This window comes from Kordia zhangzhouensis (assembly GCF_001005305.1).
Classification (GTDB): Bacteria; Bacteroidota; Bacteroidia; order Flavobacteriales; family Flavobacteriaceae; genus Kordia; species Kordia zhangzhouensis.
Genome location: NZ_LBMH01000004.1, coordinates 489,791 through 507,045 on the forward strand (window position 1 = coordinate 489,791; position 17,255 = coordinate 507,045).

Below are 17,255 nucleotides of genomic sequence, written 5' to 3' on the forward strand. Positions count from 1 at the left end.
TTTATGCAAAAATACAAATTACGCTTAATCCGCAAGATATTTAAAATAATCTTTCCCCGAAAAGATTTAGCTAAAAATACTTTCCTTGTTTTAAAGGATAAAATGGAGAAGTTGATTAGGTATTATGATGCCTATAAAAAGAAAAAGCGGGAAATCTTTCCCGCTTTGTTTATGACTAACTTTCTTCTTTTGTTAAATTGCAATTAATAATACCACAAGTATGTTGTACAGGACCTACACAACCTGTGTTAGCACAACCGTCAATAGTTTTAATAGCTCCACCAACTACTTTATTTTCAAGGGTGGAAATGCATTTTTTGTTCAGTGCTAAGTTTTTTAATGCTCTTTTTTTCATGATTACTGATTTTGTTGTTAATAATTACAACAAGGTAAGAAAAAAATGAATGTAATTGTTTGCTTTTTTTTAAAAACTACAGATTTTACAGTACTTTATTGTATGATTTTGGGCAAGTAAATAATAAGACCAATAATAATGGCTGCAATCGCAAAAATGAAAACTGCTCCGGCAGCAATATCTTTAATGATGCCAATCTTTTTATGGTGTTCTGGATGAATAAAATCAGCAATTTTTTCTACAGCAGTATTCATTCCTTCCAAACCAATAATCAATCCAATAGTTAGTGTTTGTAGTAACCATTCCGTAACGGAAATTTCAAAATAGAAACCAGCAAATGTTACTAAAATGGCAATAAAAAATTGAGCTTTAGCACTGGCTTCGGTAGTAATGAGTAGATATGCGCCTTTAAACGCATATCCTATAGCTCGTATCCTGCCTGTTATGAATTTAATCATCCATTAATGCTTCTAAAGCAGCTTTATAATTAGGTTCTTCTGCAATTTCGGTGATGTGTTCAGTATACGTTACCGTTCCATTTTCATCAAGAACAACAATTGCACGTGAGTGTAAAGTTTCCATCGGACCTTCTGTCATAGCAACGCCATACGTATTTCCAAAACTACCATCTTTAAAATCAGATAAAGTTTCTACATTTTTTAATCCTTCAGCAGCACAAAAACGAGACTGTGCAAAAGGTAAGTCGCGAGAAATACATAGTACTTTTGTATTGTCTAACTCACTTGCTTCTTCATTGAAAGTTCTTACAGAAGTTGCACATACACCCGTATCAATGCTAGGGAAAATATTCATTATTACTTTTGAACCTTTATAATCGCTTAGTTTTTTCGTGTTTAAATCTGTCGTAGTTAATGTAAAATCAGGAGCTTTTTCACCAATATTAGGTAAATTTCCAGTGGTCTTAAAAGCTGTTCCGTGTAAAGTAACTGTTGCCATTTTTTGTTTTTTTTTGGTTTGTTCAGTAAAATTAAGCAATAATGATATCTATTAAAATATAGTTTGCGAAATTTTATGAAATAATTTTAAATTATACTTTGTGGTAGTTTTTATAATCAAAAACTATTATCAAATAGTAACAATCAATTTGTTAACCTTGAAAATCGCAAATTAATAAGTAATTTTAGTACAACTAAGAAATCCAAAACTAAAAAGATATAGAAATGGAAAACAATTCTCATTCAAATAGTACTCAAGGAGGTAAAAACTTTGACCTTAACGAAAGTACTGCAAAATGCCCATTTTTTAATGGTACTATTAAAAAAACTGCTGGAAGTGGAGTGAAAAACCGCGATTGGTGGCCTAACGAATTAAAATTGAATATTCTAAGGCAACATACAGCCAAGTCTAATCCTATGGGAGAAGATTTTAATTATGCAGAAGCTTTTAATAGTTTAGACTTTGCAGCTTTAAAACAAGATGTAATTAACTTAATGACAGAATCTCAAGATTGGTGGCCTGCTGATTATGGACATTATGGTGGATTTATGATTCGTATGGCATGGCATAGTGCAGGAACGTATAGAGTAGGAGATGGTCGTGGAGGAGCAGGTTCAGGAACACAACGATTTGCACCGTTAAATAGTTGGCCTGATAATGGAAATTTAGATAAAGCTAGATTGTTATTATGGCCAATCAAACAAAAGTATGGAAATAAAATATCGTGGGCAGATTTAATGATTCTTGCAGGAAATTGTGCCTTAGAATCTATGGGGTTTAAAACCTTTGGATTTGCAGGAGGTCGTGAAGATGTTTGGGAACCAGAACAAGATGTATACTGGGGAAGTGAAACTGAATGGGGAGCAAACGATGATCGTTACAAAGAAGGAGATTTGGAAAATCCACTTGCAGCAGTGATGATGGGTTGGATTTATGTGAACCCAGAAGGACCTAATGGAAATCCTGACCCGATGGGATCTGCAGCCGATGTCAGAGAAACTTTTGGGAGAATGGCGATGAATGATGAAGAAACAGTAGCATTAGTTGCTGGAGGACATACATTCGGAAAAGCACACGGTGCCGCCGACCCTAATAAATATGTAGGAGCAGAGCCTCATGGTGCTCCGATAGAAGAAATGAGTATGGGATGGAAAAACTCTTTTGGAACAGGTGTTTTAGATGATACTATTACCAGTGGAATTGAAGGAGCTTGGACGCCTAACCCTACTCGTTGGGATCATGATTATTTTGATGTATTATTAAATTATGATTGGGAATTAACTAAGAGTCCTGCTGGAGCGCATCAATGGACGCCAACAGCAGCATCAAATGCGAGAATGGCGCCAAAGGCAGGAGATCCTAATGGAAAACAAGCGTTGATGATGACAACTGCTGATATCGCTCTAAAAACAGATCCAGAATATTTAAAGATTTCAAAACATTTTCATGAAAATCCTAAAGCGTTTGAAGATGCGTTTGCTCGTGCGTGGTATAAACTAACTCATAGAGATATGGGACCAATGGATCGTTATTTAGGTCCTGAAGTACCACAAGAACAATTATTATGGCAAGATCCAATTCCAAAAGTAAATTATACTTTGAGTAATGCTGATATTGATACTTTAAAACATATGATTTCTAGCACTGGGTTGTCCATTTCACAATTGGTTACTACAGCGTGGGCATCAGCTTCAACCTATAGAGGTTCTGATATGCGTGGAGGAGCAAATGGTGGTCGCTTACGTTTGGAACCACAAAAAAGCTGGGAAGTAAATAATCCTGCAGAGTTGGCAAAAGTATTGAATGTATTGGAAGGCATTCAAAATGATTTTAATGGCGAAGTTTCTATAGCAGACCTTATTGTTTTAGCAGGAAATGTTGGTGTTGAAAAAGCAGCAAAAAATGCAGGACATGAGATAACAGTTCCTTTTAGTCAAGGAAGAGGCGATGCTTCACAAGAACAAACTGATATAGAAGGTTTCAATTATTTAAAGCCTTTAGCAGACGGATTTAGAAATTATATAAAATCTGATTTGGATATTGCAGCAGAAGACTTATTAGTGGATAAAGCTAACTTATTAACTTTAACAGTTCCTGAAATGACTGTATTAGTAGGAGGTTTACGTGTTTTAGGAGCTAATTATGACGGGTCAAAACACGGAGTGTTTACAGATCGCGTAGGAAGTTTGACAAATGATTTCTTTAAAAACTTATTAGATATGACATATACTTGGAAAGCTACTTCTGAGGATGATCGTTATTTTGAAGGAAGAAACCGAAGAACGGGCGAACTTAAATTCACAGGAACACGAGCTGATCTTATTTTTGGTTCTAATACAGAGCTAAGAGCTATTGCAGAAGTGTACGGAAGTAACGATGCGCAAGAAAAGTTTGTGCGTGACTTTGTTGCTGCTTGGGCCAAAGTAATGGATCTTGATAGATTTGATCTCAGATAATTTTACTAACTAAAAAAGGTCACTTAATTTAAGTGACCTTTTTTTATAAAGTTAAAAAAAAACAATTACCTATCAATAGAACCCATAACGCGTCCCATAAAACTATTAAGAGCTTCTTTTCTTGGTGTGCCATCTTTTTCCATCTTATGTACCTCAATAGCTCCGTACATATTAGAGATGAGTTCACCAATAACATCAAGTTCTTCATCTTTCAAAGAAGGAACTTCTGTTAAAGCTTCTAAAGTTTCAATAGTTTCTACTACATAATCTTCGTCATTGTCGGCGATAAACTGTGTTAAATGTTTTATTACAGGTAATTTCATATTTTTTCTTTTTATTAATTAAATAACTTCTTCCACTAATTCTTTTAATACATCGAATTTGTTTGTTTGCACTTGGTTTACAAAAGAACCATTTTTGAAAGTAGCAAACGTTGGCAAGTTATCTACAGTTGCTAATTTTCTTGACTCTGGAAATTTTTCAGCATCAGCAATCACAAAAGTTACATTTGTTAACTCACTTGCTAACTTTTTTACTTTTGGTTTCATGATGCGACAATTTCCACACCAAGTGGCAGAATATTGCACAACAACTGTTTCATTTTCTTTTACAAGTTCTGTTAAATTGTCTTGATTTAATTCTTGAACCATGGTAAAAAATTAATTTACATGTGCTGCTAAATATTCAGCAACACCATTTCTATTTGCGTTCATTGCGTCTTTTCCTTCTTCCCAATTAGCTGGACAAACTTCTCCTTTTTCTTGAACGTGTGTATACGCATCAATCAAACGAAGGTATTCATTTACGTTTCTACCAACAGGCATATGATTGATTCCTTCATGGAAAACAGTTCCTTCCTCATCAATTAAATAAGTAGCTCTGTAAGTAACATTGTCACCTTCTACTTGAACTGTTCCGGTTTCTTCATCATATACTTCGTTAGTTATATCTAAAATTCCTAAGATGCTAGATAAGTTACGGTTGCTATCTGCTAATAGAGGATAGGTTACTCCTTCAATTCCTCCGTTATCTTTTGCTGTATTTAACCATGCAAAGTGAACTTCAGGAGTATCACAAGAAGCACCAATAACGATTGTATTTCTTTTTTCAAACTCAGCTAAAGCAGCTTGGAAAGCATGTAATTCTGTTGGACAAACAAAAGTAAAGTCTTTTGGATACCAAAAAAGCAATACTTTTTTATTGTTTTTTTGAGCTTCTTCTAGAACGTTTACTTTAAAAGTATCGCCCATTTCATTCATTGCGTCTACACTTAAATTCGGAAATTTTTTTCCTACAAATGCCATAATTATATTGTTTTTATGAATTATTTATTTCGGTCGCAAATATAGCTAAGTCATAGATAGTTTTTTGTGAAGAAAATTTTAATTTTTTATTGAATAATAGATAATTCTTATCTCGTATTTTTTAGAAAATAAGATTGAATTATAGCAAAAAAATATGCAATCATAGATTGCATATTTTAAAGATTTTGTATGTAATTGAAAACTAAGCTGTTTTGCTCGTAAGTTGTTTGATTTTAATTTTAAATGCCGCAAAAATCAATGTTGTAAAAGGACTTAAATAATTGAAAAAGGCATATCCCATGTATGATAAAGTATCAACACCCAACACACTTGATTGATACGCTCCGCAAGTATTCCAAGGAACTAAAACCGAAGTAACGGTTCCTGAATCTTCTAGAGTTCTACTTAAATTTTCAGGAGCTAAACCTTTATCTTCAAACGCTTTTTTATACATTCTCCCAGGAATTACAATTGCTAAATATTGATCAGAAGCCAATACATTCAATCCTAAACAACTAATTACGGTACTGGCAAATAATCCAAAAATAGAATCAAATAAATTTAAAACAGATCTACTAATTCTTGATAATGCGCCAATTGCGTCCATCACACCTCCAAAAACCATTGCGCAAATAATCAACCAAATTGTACCCAACATACCATTCATTCCGCCTGAACTAAATAAATCGTTTAAGTCTGCATTAGTGGTTTCTACAGCAGTGTCAACAGTCATCGCATTCATAATACCTTTGTATGCATTGTTGAAGGTTAGGCTTTCACCTCCGCCAATTTTCGTAACAATTTCAGGTTGAAAAATTACTGCAAAAATTCCGCCAAGCAATGTTCCGATTAATAAAGCAACTAAAGGCGGTGTTTTTTTGATAATCAAGAATATAACTACGACTGGCACTAAAAATAGCCAAGGAGATATATTGAATGAACTTTTAATCGCAGCGAGCATTGCGCTCGTATCTGTATTTCCTGTTACATCAATTGATAAACTAATGATGACAAAAATAATTAGGGTAACAATAATTGTAGGAATTGTTGTGTATGTCATGTATTTAATATGTGAAAACAATTCGCCACCAGCCATTGCAGGAGCTAAGTTTGTTGTATCACTTAAGGGAGACATTTTATCTCCAAAATATGCGCCTGAGATAACGGCTCCAGCTGTCATTCCTGTGTGAATTCCCAAGGCATTTCCAATTCCAATCAACGCAATACCAACGGTAGCAGAGGTTGTCCAGCTACTTCCAGTGGCAACAGAAATGATTGCACAAATGATGACGCAGGCAGGTAAAAATATCGTTGGATTTAAGATTTGTAAACCATAATAAATCATGGACGGAATGATACCACTAATAAGCCATGTTCCTGCAAGCGAACCTACAAAAAGTAAAATCAGCAATGCACCTGTGGTAGATTTTACATTTTCGGAAACTTCTTCAATCATTCGTTTGTATGAAACTTTATTGTAAAAACCTACAATTGCAGCTACTGCAGCTCCAAGGAGAAGCACAAATTGATTACTTCCACTTAAAGCGTCATCTCCAAAGGCAAATTTTACATTGTAAAAAAGCATTCCTACTAGCGCAATTACAGGAATCAACGCTTCCCAAATGCTTAATTCTTTATTATTGATGATTTTTTGATTACCGATTTTAGTTTCGGAAATATTATTTTCTTCTTGCATAATTTTGTGGTTAGTTTCCCAGCGTAATGTTACGATTTTGTTAACTTCTATGCAAATCAATTTGGTTGCGTACCTTTACATAATTATTATCAATTGTATATGGATTCACTTACACAAATTGTGCTTGGCGCTGCCTGTGGCGAAATCGCAATGGGCAAAAAAATAGGAAACAAAGCATTATTGTTTGGTGCTATTGGCGGAACTATTCCTGACTTGGATGTGTTTGTTGGCGATTGGATTTATGATAATAATATTGACGCGATGCTGTTTCATAGAGGTTTTATGCATTCCATTACCTTTGCCATTATTGCTTCGCTTTTGTTGGGATTGCTCGTGTATAAATTGTACGATAAAGGAAAACGAAAAGATACGACTATCCAAAAAGATTGGACTTGGCTGTTTTTTCTATCGATATTTACGCATCCTATTTTAGATTGTTTTACAGGTTACGGAACGCAACTCTTTTTACCGTTTAGCGATTATCGTGTTGCTTTTAGTAACATTGCTGTAGTAGATCCTTTATACACAATTCCTTTTTTGTTGTGCTTAATTATTTTAATGTTTTATCATAGAAAAGATACCAAACGAAAAAAATGGTTGTTTCTTGGTTTGGGAATTAGTAGTATGTATATGTTATTTACTGTTGGTAATAAATTATATATAAATTCTGTCTTTACACGTTCATTGAATGCCGAAAAAATTGTGTATACTCGATACAGTACAGAGCCATCCATGTTCAATAATATTTTATGGTATGGTATTGCAGAAACAGAAAATGCATATCATATAGGTTTTTATTCGTTATTTGACACCAAAGATGTATTTATTGAATGGAAAACGTTAGAAAAAAATCATGAATTGATTCCTAAAACGAATCCTAATTTGGCAAAACTTGCATGGTTTAGTGATGACTATTATAACTTATCTTTACAAGAAAAAGGCACCTATTTATACAATGATCTTAGATATCCATTGGTCGATCTTGGAAATGGTAAGCAGCCAGTATTTAGTTTCCAATTATTTAATGAAAAAGGAAAACTCAATATGAAACCTTTTGAACCAAAGTTTGAAAACGGAAATGATATGAAAAAAGTGCTAGCTGTTTTTTGGGAACGTATTAAAGGAATTTAAATAGAATCCATATACAAGTGACTAACACAATTTACACACATTTTTCTACCTACTTTAGCACATTGTGTTCGGGCTCTGTCCTCTGGTTGACAAGCAAATATTGTGCGTGAGTTTTCTTCAATATCCATCTGTCCGCAAATAGATTTTTGCTGTGATCTACATTCGTTTTCGTCTGTTTTGTTTGCTGCAAATAGGTGGAGTTCTCCATTTTCTTTCCGCTCTCTTAATATATAAACATGTTTGCTCATACAGTCTATGTAATGGTTTAGGTTTTATGGGGTTCAATAATACTGAAAATGTAATGGAAGGCTTTACGGAAAACCGTAATTGGTCTTAATTTTATTGTTATTCCGTATTCTCCTTAGGGGTTTTCTATTCTATATGACTGAAAAACAAAAAAGGAGCTTAGTACAAGCTCCTTTTACAATTAAACTAAACATTGCAAATTATACCATTGCAGGCTCAAGTATTTTTAAATCTTCCATACATTGACGCATAATTTGATACGTACGTTGAATGTCATTATCCAATCCAATAGAAAAACGTATTAAGCCATCCGTTAGCCCCATTTCAAGTTGTTCATCCTCTGGAATTTCAGAAGAAGTAGACGTGCCTGGTGCGCTAAAAAGTGTTTTATAAAAACCTAAACTAACAGCTAAGTATCCTAAGTTGCGTTCTTGCATTAATTCCATCAATTGATTTGCTGTATCAATATCTCCAACATCAATAGTAAGCATACCACCAAAACCATATTCAAAATTCATCATGTTTTTAAATAATTCATGTGAAGGATGCGATTCTAACCCAGGGTATACTGTTTTGAGTCCGTCAGCCTCAAATTTTTTGGCTAAATACATAGCATTATGGCTATGTTGTTTCATACGGATATGTAGGGTTCGTAAGTTCTTTAAAACAGAAGCAGAACGTAGACTGTCCATTGTTGATCCAAGTAACATACTAGCTCCATCATTCACATTGCGCAATTGATTAATAAAATCTTGTGTTCCACATACTACTCCGCCAACAGTATCACTTGAGCCATTGATGAATTTTGTTAAACTATGTATCACAATATCAGCTCCTAGTTTGGCAGGGGCAATTGATAATGGCGAAAATGTATTATCTACCACTAATTTGAGTCCATGTTTTTTAGCAATTTTTGACAAGCTTTCAATATCAGCGACTTCAAGTAAAGGATTACTTACGGACTCACAGTATAATACTTTTGTATTTGGAGTAATGGCTGCTTCAACTGCATCTAATTTAGTTATATCAACAAAAGTTGTTTCAATATGAAAACGAGGAGTAAAGTTTTTCAAAAAAGCATATGTCCCACCATAAATTGTTCTACTTGAAACTATATGATCGCCACTTTTACATAATTGTAATAAAACAGGTGTGATGGCACCCATTCCAGAAGCTGAAACATTAGCAGTTTCTGTACCTTCCATAGCAGCAAGCGCTTCGCCTAAGTATAAATTACTTGGAGAAGAATGTCTAGAATATAAATAGCATCCGTCAGCATTTCCTTCAAATGTATCAAACATGGTTTTTGCAGAAAGAAATGTGTAGGTTGATGAATCTGAAATAGAAGGGTTTACACCTCCGAACTCACCAAAATATTGTAAATCTTGAATAGTATTTGCGGGATTAAATTTCATAATTTATCATCTTTTAAAGTATCATCAAAATTCTTTAAAAAATGATTTTAGAACAACTAATACTGTTATTTATAGAAAATAAAACTATTATATGTGTTTATTGATGAATATTTTACATAGTTTTATAATTCAAAATGTTAAATTGTAGATTTTTTTCCATGTCCAAGCTCGATCAAACAGACAAAACATTGTTGATGTTTCTTCAAAAAGATAGCAAGCAAACAACAAAAGAACTCGCTAATAAGTTGCACCTTTCGGTTACGGCAGTATATGAACGTATAAAAAAATTAGAAAAAGAAGGAATTATAAAAAACTATGTGGCTATACTTGATAAAAAACGAATCGCTAAAAATTTCCTAGCGCACTGTCACGTACGACTCACACAACATTCAAAAGATTTTGTCATGAAATTTGAAAAAGAAATTCTTAAACTAGAGGAAGTGTTAGAATGTTATCATGTGAGCGGTGATTATGATTACATTCTTAAAGTTGTTGTAAACGATATGGAAGCCTATCGCGATTTTATGATTACCAAACTTACTGCAATACCTAATATAGGAAATACTCATAGTATTTTTGTAATAGGCGAAGTAAAACATACAACGGCAATTTCGATGTAGTTCTATGTATGTTTTCCTTTCGTATCTTTATTGTAAAAAGTAAAATGCAAAGTGTTATATATAAGTTCACAGAATTATTGCTACTTTTTATCTTATTACCTATTAGTTTGGTATTTAACTATGCATTATATCTTAAAATACTATTTGTTCTTTTGGGATTTGTATATGTTGTGTGGATACTACTCAAAATAGAAAAACAACAATTTTCTATTGGAAAATCACTTCCTTGGAAAGAATTTTGGCGAAATACGTTCATTCTATTAGGCATCATCATGGTATTGACGTCGCTATATGTGTACTTTACGGATGCTACTAAACTGTTTGTCATTGTGAGAACAAAACTGCTTTGGTGGATATGTATAGTTTTTTTATACAGTTTATTTTCTGTTTATCCACAAGAGTTAATCTATCGAACATTCTTCTTTTTACGATACAATACACTAATTAAACAGAAACAGTTATTTCTTTTAGCAAACGCAATACTGTTTAGCCTGGCTCATGTATTTTTTAAAAACACATTGGTACTTATCCTTACGTTTTTAGGAGGGATTTTATTTGCTATAACATTTCAAAAAACACGTTCTACAGTATTAGTTACTATAGAACATGCTATTTATGGAAGCTGGTTGTTTACGGTTGGAATGGGAGAAATGTTAGGATTCCCAAACGAATAATCTACAAGCCAAAACATAATAAAATACGGTACTTTTTTTTGTAAAAAGTAAGGTTTAGCCTTTTCATTTATAGGTAATTAACCCTAAATAAGTATGCTAATAACCTCGCTTTTCATGTAGTAATTAGTTTATATTTAGTTAGTTATCAAAGTGGTAACATCTATAACCAAAACAACAAAACCATGAAAACAAAATTACTTACCTACCTTCTAGTTTTGCTATGTTGGCAACTTAGTGCGCAACTTAGTGAAGGAGGAACGCCTTTTGCGTTAACACAGCAAGGAAAAGATGTATCGATAATGGAAAAAATTCCAGTGATAGATATGCCTTTGGTAGATGTTGAATCGTACAAAAGGGAAGATGAACTTACAAAGGGAGAAGCTAAGCCTTTTCGTTTTGGAGTTGAAATTCCAGTTGAGATTGGGTTCAATGATGGAATCTGGCAAACACTTGCTAATGGAGATCGTATTTGGAGTGTATCAATCGTGTCGCCCAATGCTTTAAGTATTAATTTAATATTTAATAAATACAAAGTGCCAAAAGGAGCAAAACTATTTATTTACAATAAAGAAGGGCATGCGCTTGGAGCATTTACAGACCAAAACAATAGTAAGGACGGAATTTTTGCAACCGAATTACTTCAAGGGGATTTTATAACCATTGAATATCAAGAACCAAAAGAAGTAATTGGGCAAGGTGTTTTAGAACTTAATCAAGTTATACATGGATACCGTACACCTTATGGATTTGGAGATGCTGCAGGTCGTTGGTGTCATAATAATGTAAACTGTTCTGTAGGGGCTCCTTGGACTTGTGAAATAGATGCCAGCATGTTAATCATTGTTGGTGGAGGTTCTTGTTCAGGTTCGGTAATAAATAATACCAATCAAGACAGAAAACCATACGTGCTTACTGCAAACCATTGTTATAATAACAACCCTGGAGCTTGGGTATTTAGATTTAACTGGCAGAGTGCTACCTGCGCCAATCCGAGTAGTTCGCCTTCTTCCCAGTCTTTGTCAGGTTCTACCTTGCGAGCTAGAAATGCTACTACTGACTTTTGTCTGGTAGAAATCAATTCTTCAATTCCTGCGTCTTATAACGCTACTTATGCAGGATGGGATAAAAGTGGAACATTACCTACTGATGTAACAGGAATCCATCATCCGCGGGGCGATATTAAGAAAATTTCGTTTGATAGTAATCCAGCATCTACTACTAATACTTGGTTAATCAACCAATGGGATGACGGTTTGGTAGAACCTGGATCAAGTGGCTCTCCATTATTCAATCAAAACCACCAAATAGTAGGACAATTAATGAATGGAGACTTAAATATAGGATGTACCTCTTCTGGAGGAAGTTTGGTAGACAATAATAATTATGGGAAATTTTCAGGTTCATGGACTGGTGGAGGAACCAATTCGACACGACTTAGTAACTGGCTTGATAGTGGAAATAAGGGCGTGGAAGTATTAAAAACTATGGGTTGTGATTCGGGATATGATTTGGCAGGATTCGACAGTTCGCGCGATGGTGGAGAAGAGCCTAATAATTCAGGACAAAGTATTTGGCAAAGCCCTGATATTTGGAACCGAAGAACAAACTCAGGATTAAATTTAACTCATGAAGATCCTGGATATGTAGGTTCTAATTACAATGTAATGCGCTTCAGAGTACACAACGTTAGTCTTACAACTTCATCTACAAGTTATGCAAAATTATATTGGACACTTGGATCAACAGGAGAAACTTGGCCAGAATCGTGGGATGGAACAACACAGATTAATTCAAATCCTGCAGGTGGCGAACTAACAAATCCATATACAGGTTTTAATGCGTCAAACACATATGTGGCAGGACAAGGTTTCCGAATTCCACCATTAGCACCAGGTCAAGAATATATAATTGATGCAAAGTGGCAACCAAATGACCCAGCAATTTTTGGTTTAAGTAACGGAGCAATGATTTGTTTTTTAGGAAGAATAGTTGATCCAAATGATCCTATGGCAAACGAAAATCCAGGACCTGGAGCTCCAATTGGGCCAAATGTGAGAAATAATAATAACATTGTAACTAGAAATGCAAGTTTGGTAAATTTAGGAGGAAGTTATTCTACAGGTTTTGGAGGTATTTTAGTTGGAAATCATACATTTGAACATGCGTTATTTGATATCAATTTCACATTAGTAGGAAATCCAGAAATTCCATTTCAAGAATTAGGAGAGATTAGATTTCAGTTAAGTCCAGAACTATGGGAGCGTTGGCTTGGTAGCGGAGGTCGTTCGGAAGGAATTGAAATTCGTAATCAAGAACAAAGAGAAGTTGTAATCACAGATCCGAGAAGAGCACAATTATTACAAGTTGAGATTCCTTCTGGTGAATACTACCCATTAAGTGTAGAGTTTAGAATGAATGAAGGAGTGCAACAACAAACAAACTACCATTTTGCCTTTTCTCAAAATTTCTCTGAAAATCCAGAAGAAGAATATGGAAGCGAATGTCATTATTATGTTGAATTCAATGGACGTGGTAATGAAGATAGAGGAGAACCTTTTGAAAGATCGGTAACAAACGACCTAATTTCATTAATTCCAAATCCAAGTAATGGGCAATTTACAGTGCAAATACAGGAAAATATAGTTGAAAGAGGAACGATTCAGGTGTTAGATATCAATACTGGAGAAATTGTTTATGAAAAAGCTTTTACTCAAGGGAAAGAGATTCCTGTAGACTTAAGGAATTTACGTCCAAATGTCTATATTCTAAAGCTTATAACAAATCAAAAAGTGACGACAAAGCGAATCATACTCAATTAATAATTACCTAGTTTTTACAGGAAAGACGGCATTTAATGTCGTCTTTTTTTATTTAAAATATAATTTTAAAAGCTTTTATTAAGAAAATGTGATAGAAACTACAAAAGCATTGTCGAACCCTAAAATAGTTGTACTTTTGTAGTATTGACAAATCAAAAAGTTCAAAATACAAGAATATGAATTCATACGATGTAGCCGTAATTGGCTCAGGTCCTGGAGGATATGTTGCTGCAATTCGTTGCGCACAACTAGGGATGAAAACTACAATCATTGAAAAATACAGTACATTAGGAGGAACTTGCTTAAATGTAGGATGTATTCCGTCAAAAGCATTACTAGATTCTTCACATCATTACGAAGATGCAATCAAACATTTTGAAGAGCACGGAATTGAAATTTCAGGAGATGTAAAAGTTAATCTTGAAAAAATGATTGCGCGTAAACAAGCAGTTGTTGATCAAACGACAGGAGGAATTGATTTCTTGATGAAAAAGAACAATATTGAGGTGTATGAAGGGCTTGGAAGCTTTAAAGATGCAACACATGTTACTATTGCTAAAAATGATGGAACGAACGAGGAAATTGAAGCAAAAAATATCATCATTGCAACAGGAAGCAAGCCATCTAATTTGCCATTTATTACCTTAGATAAAGAACGTATTATTACTTCTACGGAAGCATTAAAACTAAAAGAAGTGCCAAAACACATGTTGGTAATTGGTGGTGGCGTAATCGGTTTGGAACTTGGACAAGTATACCGTCGTTTAGGAGCAGAAGTAACGGTTATCGAGTATATGGATCGAATTATTGCAGGAATGGATGCTGGATTGTCTAAAGAGTTGACGAAAGTATTGAAAAAGCAAAAATTTAAAATCAATACTTCTCACAAAGTAAAATCAGTTGAACGTGTTGGTGATGAGGTTGTGGTGAAAGCAGATAATAAAAAAGGAGAAGAAGTTGAATTTAGAGGAGATTATTGTTTAGTTTCTGTCGGGCGTCGTCCATATACTGATGGATTAAATGCTGAAGTTGCGGGTGTAAAAATAGACGATCGTGGTCGCGTAGAAGTAAACAATCATTTACAAACCAATATCCCAAATATTTATGCTATTGGAGATGTTGTAAAAGGAGCTATGTTAGCTCACAAAGCTTCAGAAGAAGGTTCTATGGTGGCAGAAATCATCGCAGGACAAAAACCTCATATAGATTACAATTTAATACCTGGAGTAGTATATACTTGGCCAGAAGTTGCCGCTGTTGGAAAAACAGAAGAACAACTAAAAGAAGCTGGAGTAGCTTACAAATCAGGGCAATTTCCTATGCGTGCGTTAGGTAGAAGCCGAGCAAGTATGGATTTGGACGGATTTATTAAAATTTTAGCTGATGAAGCTACAGATGAAATCTTAGGAGTACATATGATTGGGGCGAGAGCTGCAGATCTTATAGCAGAAGCGGTAGTAGCAATGGAATACAGAGCTTCGGCGGAAGATATTGCACGTATGTCGCATGCACACCCTACATTTGCGGAAGCAATCAAAGAAGCGGCTTTGGCGGCAACAGATGATAGAGCACTGCACGTATAAAACATTATACGATACATAATATTAAAAAGCTGTTTATTTTTTAAACAGCTTTTTTTATGCTTTACTGTAAGGACACACTTCTTTATGCGACTTCAAAAAATATAGTTTCGATACAGTTTCTAAAAAAAGTAATGATATAAATTATGAATTCGCTTTGGTATTTTAATGATGTCAATCTCTTCCATATCTTGTGTCCACACAAATTCAAGAACTATAAAAAAGCGCACGAGTTCAATTCTTATAAAAAACAGGATTACATCTACTTTGAAGAAGATTCTGCGAATAAAGTATACCTAATAGATAAAGGAAAAGTAAAACTAGGGTACTATACGGATGATGGAGAAGAAGTTGTAAAATCAATTCTATCTAAAGGAGAATTATTTGGAGAAAAAGCTATTTTAGGAGAAGAAAAGCGAAATGAATTTGCACAATCTGTAGACAATTCAACTTCTATATGTCCTATAAGTGTTGACACTATGTATGACTTGATGAGAGACAATCAAACATTTTCATTAAAAATATACAAATTCATAGGATTTCGTATCAAAAAACTAGAACGTAGATTACAACTCTTATTGTTTAAAGATACCAAAACACGTTTGCTAGAATTTTTAAGAGAGTTGTGTGATGAATATGGGTATGAATGTCCACAAACAGGTGAGCATGTTGTAAAACATCCTTACACACAAAAAGACATTGCTAGTTTAATAGGAACTTCTAGACCTACATTAAACATCTTGATGAATGAATTAAAAGAAGCAAAAGTTATCGATTTTAACCGAAAAGAAATTCGTTTTATGAATTAAAAAAGAAGAGCTTTAGCGAAAGGTAATTTTACTAGAATTTATATAAAAAACAAACCCGAAAACAGCATGACATCATGGCAGTTTTCGGGTTTATTTTTGTTTTAAATTTTTAATTTATATAAATAAGATTAAACTATTGATTAGTAGTTAATTGTTTTTCTTATTTATCTGTAATTACTCTTAACTGAGTTGTGTTCTTTTTAAAAAATTGCATATATTTTTTAGAAGTGTTAGCTAGCTAACATTTTGCGTGATTTTAGAGCAATACATTTGTATCATAATCATAAAAAATATTCGCAATGATAAAAAAAATGTTTTTGGGATTGGCGTTAGGATTCTTCGCAATCTCATGTAGTAATGATGACGATGCTACTCCTGCATTGGCTAACTTAAATGTAAATCTGAATGGATTAGAAAACCTAGGAGCTGACTTTGTATATGAAGGTTGGATTATTGTAAATGGAAGTCCAGTATCAACAGGAACGTTTACGGTAAATGATGCAGGAAACTTATCAAGAACTTCATTTGCAGTCAATGCTGATCAATTAGCTGCAGCGACAACTTTTGTACTATCTATCGAACCCGCAGTAGACCCAGATCCAGCACCAGCAGCAACAAAATTATTAGCGGGAGATTTTTCAGGAAACACTGCTACAGTAGGTTTAGGGCCTGTAACAAGTAGTGGAAACTTTGATAATGCTTCTGGAGTATTCTTTTTGAGAACACCTACTGATGAAATTCCAGGAACAGGAAATAACGGAAACGATCAATATGGTGTTTGGTTTGGTACGCCAGGAATGCCGCCAACATCAGGTTTGAACTTGCCTCCTTTAGCCGATGGTTGGAAATATGAAGGTTGGGTTGTGGTAGATGGAGTTGGTCCATTGACAACAGGAACATTTACAGCGTTTGAAATGATGGACGATTCTAACGGGTTTAGTGGAACTGAAAATAATGCAGGACCGCCAATTCCAGGAGAAGACTTTTTCCTCAATGCGCCAACAGGATTTACATTTCCATTGGATGTTCGTGGACGCACGGTTGTAATTTCGGTTGAACCAAACCCTGACAACAGTCCAGCTCCATTCTTACTAAAGCCCCTAGTAGGAACTGCAGGAAATGATACCGCACCAGCAACAAACAACTTTGCACTCAATGCTTCATCATTCCCAACTGGTACAATAGTGCGATAA

17 protein-coding genes are annotated in these 17,255 nt (G+C 34.3%); 8 read left to right on the forward strand and 9 right to left on the reverse strand.

Going from position 1 to position 17,255, the window contains the following annotated elements; all coding sequences use genetic code 11:
* Positions 1–175: 175 nt before the first annotated feature.
* The 3 genes from AA088_RS08360 to tpx all read right to left on the reverse strand — a co-directional run bounded on the left by AA088_RS08360 (position 176) and on the right by tpx (position 1,312).
* Positions 176–355: a hypothetical protein gene (locus tag AA088_RS08360; RefSeq protein WP_046744494.1), complete on the reverse strand. Its 180-nt coding sequence runs from the start codon at positions 353–355 to the stop codon at positions 176–178.
* A 95-nt stretch (positions 356–450) separates the two neighbouring features.
* Positions 451–813 carry a diacylglycerol kinase family protein gene (locus tag AA088_RS08365; RefSeq protein ID WP_046744495.1) on the reverse strand — a complete coding sequence of 121 codons (363 nt, stop codon included), beginning with the start codon at positions 811–813 and terminating at the stop codon, positions 451–453.
* Positions 806–1,312 carry a thiol peroxidase gene (tpx, locus tag AA088_RS08370; RefSeq protein WP_046744601.1) on the reverse strand — a complete coding sequence of 169 codons (507 nt, stop codon included), beginning with the start codon at positions 1,310–1,312 and terminating at the stop codon, positions 806–808. Before tpx ends, AA088_RS08365 begins: the two co-directional genes overlap by 8 nt.
* 224 nt (positions 1,313–1,536) lie before the next feature.
* Between tpx and katG the strand changes: the two genes are divergently transcribed.
* Positions 1,537–3,768: a catalase/peroxidase HPI gene (gene katG / locus AA088_RS08375; protein ID WP_046744496.1), complete on the forward strand. Its 2,232-nt coding sequence runs from the start codon at positions 1,537–1,539 to the stop codon at positions 3,766–3,768.
* A 65-nt stretch (positions 3,769–3,833) separates the two neighbouring features.
* Here katG and AA088_RS08380 read toward each other — a convergent pair whose 3' ends face one another.
* The 4 genes from AA088_RS08380 to nhaC all read right to left on the reverse strand — a co-directional run bounded on the left by AA088_RS08380 (position 3,834) and on the right by nhaC (position 6,768).
* On the reverse strand, positions 3,834–4,091 hold the full coding sequence (locus AA088_RS08380; protein WP_046744497.1) for a DUF6952 family protein: 258 nt from the start codon (positions 4,089–4,091) through the stop codon (positions 3,834–3,836).
* Between the two features lie 18 nt (positions 4,092–4,109).
* Positions 4,110–4,418: a thioredoxin family protein gene (locus AA088_RS08385; protein WP_046744498.1), complete on the reverse strand. Its 309-nt coding sequence runs from the start codon at positions 4,416–4,418 to the stop codon at positions 4,110–4,112.
* Between the two features lie 9 nt (positions 4,419–4,427).
* Positions 4,428–5,072, reverse strand: coding sequence for a peroxiredoxin (locus tag AA088_RS08390; RefSeq protein ID WP_046744499.1), 645 nt, complete (start codon positions 5,070–5,072; stop codon positions 4,428–4,430).
* A gap of 202 nt (positions 5,073–5,274) precedes the next feature.
* Positions 5,275–6,768, reverse strand: a complete 1,494-nt coding sequence (nhaC, locus tag AA088_RS08395; RefSeq protein WP_046744500.1) for a Na+/H+ antiporter NhaC — start codon at positions 6,766–6,768, stop codon at positions 5,275–5,277.
* Between the two features lie 99 nt (positions 6,769–6,867).
* On the opposite strand from nhaC, the gene AA088_RS08400 reads away from it, so the two are divergent.
* On the forward strand, positions 6,868–7,899 hold the full coding sequence (locus AA088_RS08400) for a metal-dependent hydrolase (RefSeq protein WP_046744501.1): 1,032 nt from the start codon (positions 6,868–6,870) through the stop codon (positions 7,897–7,899).
* Here AA088_RS08400 and AA088_RS08405 read toward each other — a convergent pair.
* Both AA088_RS08405 and AA088_RS08410 read right to left on the reverse strand, forming a co-directional pair.
* A complete protein-coding gene (locus tag AA088_RS08405; RefSeq protein WP_046744502.1) occupies positions 7,896–8,147 on the reverse strand; it encodes a hypothetical protein in 252 nt (83 codons plus the stop codon). The two genes, AA088_RS08400 and AA088_RS08405, sit on opposite strands and share 4 nt — an antisense overlap.
* Positions 8,148–8,345: 198 nt before the next feature.
* Positions 8,346–9,560, reverse strand: coding sequence for an aminotransferase class I/II-fold pyridoxal phosphate-dependent enzyme (locus AA088_RS08410; protein WP_046744503.1), 1,215 nt, complete (start codon positions 9,558–9,560; stop codon positions 8,346–8,348).
* Between the two features lie 158 nt (positions 9,561–9,718).
* On the opposite strand from AA088_RS08410, the gene AA088_RS08415 reads away from it, so the two are divergent.
* The 6 genes from AA088_RS08415 to AA088_RS08440 all read left to right on the forward strand — a co-directional run bounded on the left by AA088_RS08415 (position 9,719) and on the right by AA088_RS08440 (position 17,255).
* The gene (locus AA088_RS08415; RefSeq protein WP_046744504.1) at positions 9,719–10,180 is read left to right on the forward strand and encodes an Lrp/AsnC family transcriptional regulator; all 462 of its coding nucleotides are present in this window, start codon (positions 9,719–9,721) and stop codon (positions 10,178–10,180) included.
* A 44-nt stretch (positions 10,181–10,224) separates the two neighbouring features.
* Positions 10,225–10,854 (forward strand): CPBP family intramembrane glutamic endopeptidase, encoded by a 630-nt coding sequence (locus AA088_RS08420; protein WP_046744602.1) that lies wholly within the window; start codon positions 10,225–10,227, stop codon positions 10,852–10,854.
* A gap of 182 nt (positions 10,855–11,036) precedes the next feature.
* A complete protein-coding gene (locus AA088_RS17615) occupies positions 11,037–13,673 on the forward strand; it encodes a T9SS type A sorting domain-containing protein (RefSeq protein ID WP_052752828.1) in 2,637 nt (878 codons plus the stop codon).
* Positions 13,674–13,849: 176 nt separating this feature from the next.
* On the forward strand, positions 13,850–15,256 hold the full coding sequence (gene lpdA / locus AA088_RS08430) for a dihydrolipoyl dehydrogenase (protein WP_046744505.1): 1,407 nt from the start codon (positions 13,850–13,852) through the stop codon (positions 15,254–15,256).
* Positions 15,257–15,399: 143 nt separating this feature from the next.
* Entirely contained in the window at positions 15,400–16,062 is a 663-nt protein-coding gene (locus AA088_RS08435) for a Crp/Fnr family transcriptional regulator (RefSeq protein ID WP_046744506.1), read from the forward strand.
* 299 nt (positions 16,063–16,361) lie between these two features.
* Complete coding sequence (locus tag AA088_RS08440; protein ID WP_046744507.1) at positions 16,362–17,255, forward strand: anti-sigma factor; 894 nt, start codon at positions 16,362–16,364, stop codon at positions 17,253–17,255.

Excerpts from the sequence above, each read along its gene's own strand:
- AA088_RS08360 (WP_046744494.1), bottom strand. The coding sequence starts at position 355 with ATGAAAAAAAGAGCATTAAAAAACTTAGCACTGAACAAAAAATGCATT.
- AA088_RS08365 (WP_046744495.1), bottom strand. The coding sequence starts at position 813 with ATGATTAAATTCATAACAGGCAGGATACGAGCTATAGGATATGCGTTT.
- tpx (WP_046744601.1), bottom strand. The coding sequence starts at position 1,312 with ATGGCAACAGTTACTTTACACGGAACAGCTTTTAAGACCACTGGAAAT.
- katG (WP_046744496.1), top strand. The coding sequence starts at position 1,537 with ATGGAAAACAATTCTCATTCAAATAGTACTCAAGGAGGTAAAAACTTT.
- AA088_RS08380 (WP_046744497.1), bottom strand. The coding sequence starts at position 4,091 with ATGAAATTACCTGTAATAAAACATTTAACACAGTTTATCGCCGACAAT.
- AA088_RS08385 (WP_046744498.1), bottom strand. The coding sequence starts at position 4,418 with ATGGTTCAAGAATTAAATCAAGACAATTTAACAGAACTTGTAAAAGAA.
- AA088_RS08390 (WP_046744499.1), bottom strand. The coding sequence starts at position 5,072 with ATGGCATTTGTAGGAAAAAAATTTCCGAATTTAAGTGTAGACGCAATG.
- nhaC (WP_046744500.1), bottom strand. The coding sequence starts at position 6,768 with ATGCAAGAAGAAAATAATATTTCCGAAACTAAAATCGGTAATCAAAAA.
- AA088_RS08400 (WP_046744501.1), top strand. The coding sequence starts at position 6,868 with ATGGATTCACTTACACAAATTGTGCTTGGCGCTGCCTGTGGCGAAATC.
- AA088_RS08405 (WP_046744502.1), bottom strand. The coding sequence starts at position 8,147 with ATGAGCAAACATGTTTATATATTAAGAGAGCGGAAAGAAAATGGAGAA.
- AA088_RS08410 (WP_046744503.1), bottom strand. The coding sequence starts at position 9,560 with ATGAAATTTAATCCCGCAAATACTATTCAAGATTTACAATATTTTGGT.
- AA088_RS08415 (WP_046744504.1), top strand. The coding sequence starts at position 9,719 with ATGTCCAAGCTCGATCAAACAGACAAAACATTGTTGATGTTTCTTCAA.
- AA088_RS08420 (WP_046744602.1), top strand. The coding sequence starts at position 10,225 with ATGCAAAGTGTTATATATAAGTTCACAGAATTATTGCTACTTTTTATC.
- AA088_RS17615 (WP_052752828.1), top strand. The coding sequence starts at position 11,037 with ATGAAAACAAAATTACTTACCTACCTTCTAGTTTTGCTATGTTGGCAA.
- lpdA (WP_046744505.1), top strand. The coding sequence starts at position 13,850 with ATGAATTCATACGATGTAGCCGTAATTGGCTCAGGTCCTGGAGGATAT.
- AA088_RS08435 (WP_046744506.1), top strand. The coding sequence starts at position 15,400 with ATGAATTCGCTTTGGTATTTTAATGATGTCAATCTCTTCCATATCTTG.
- AA088_RS08440 (WP_046744507.1), top strand. The coding sequence starts at position 16,362 with ATGATAAAAAAAATGTTTTTGGGATTGGCGTTAGGATTCTTCGCAATC.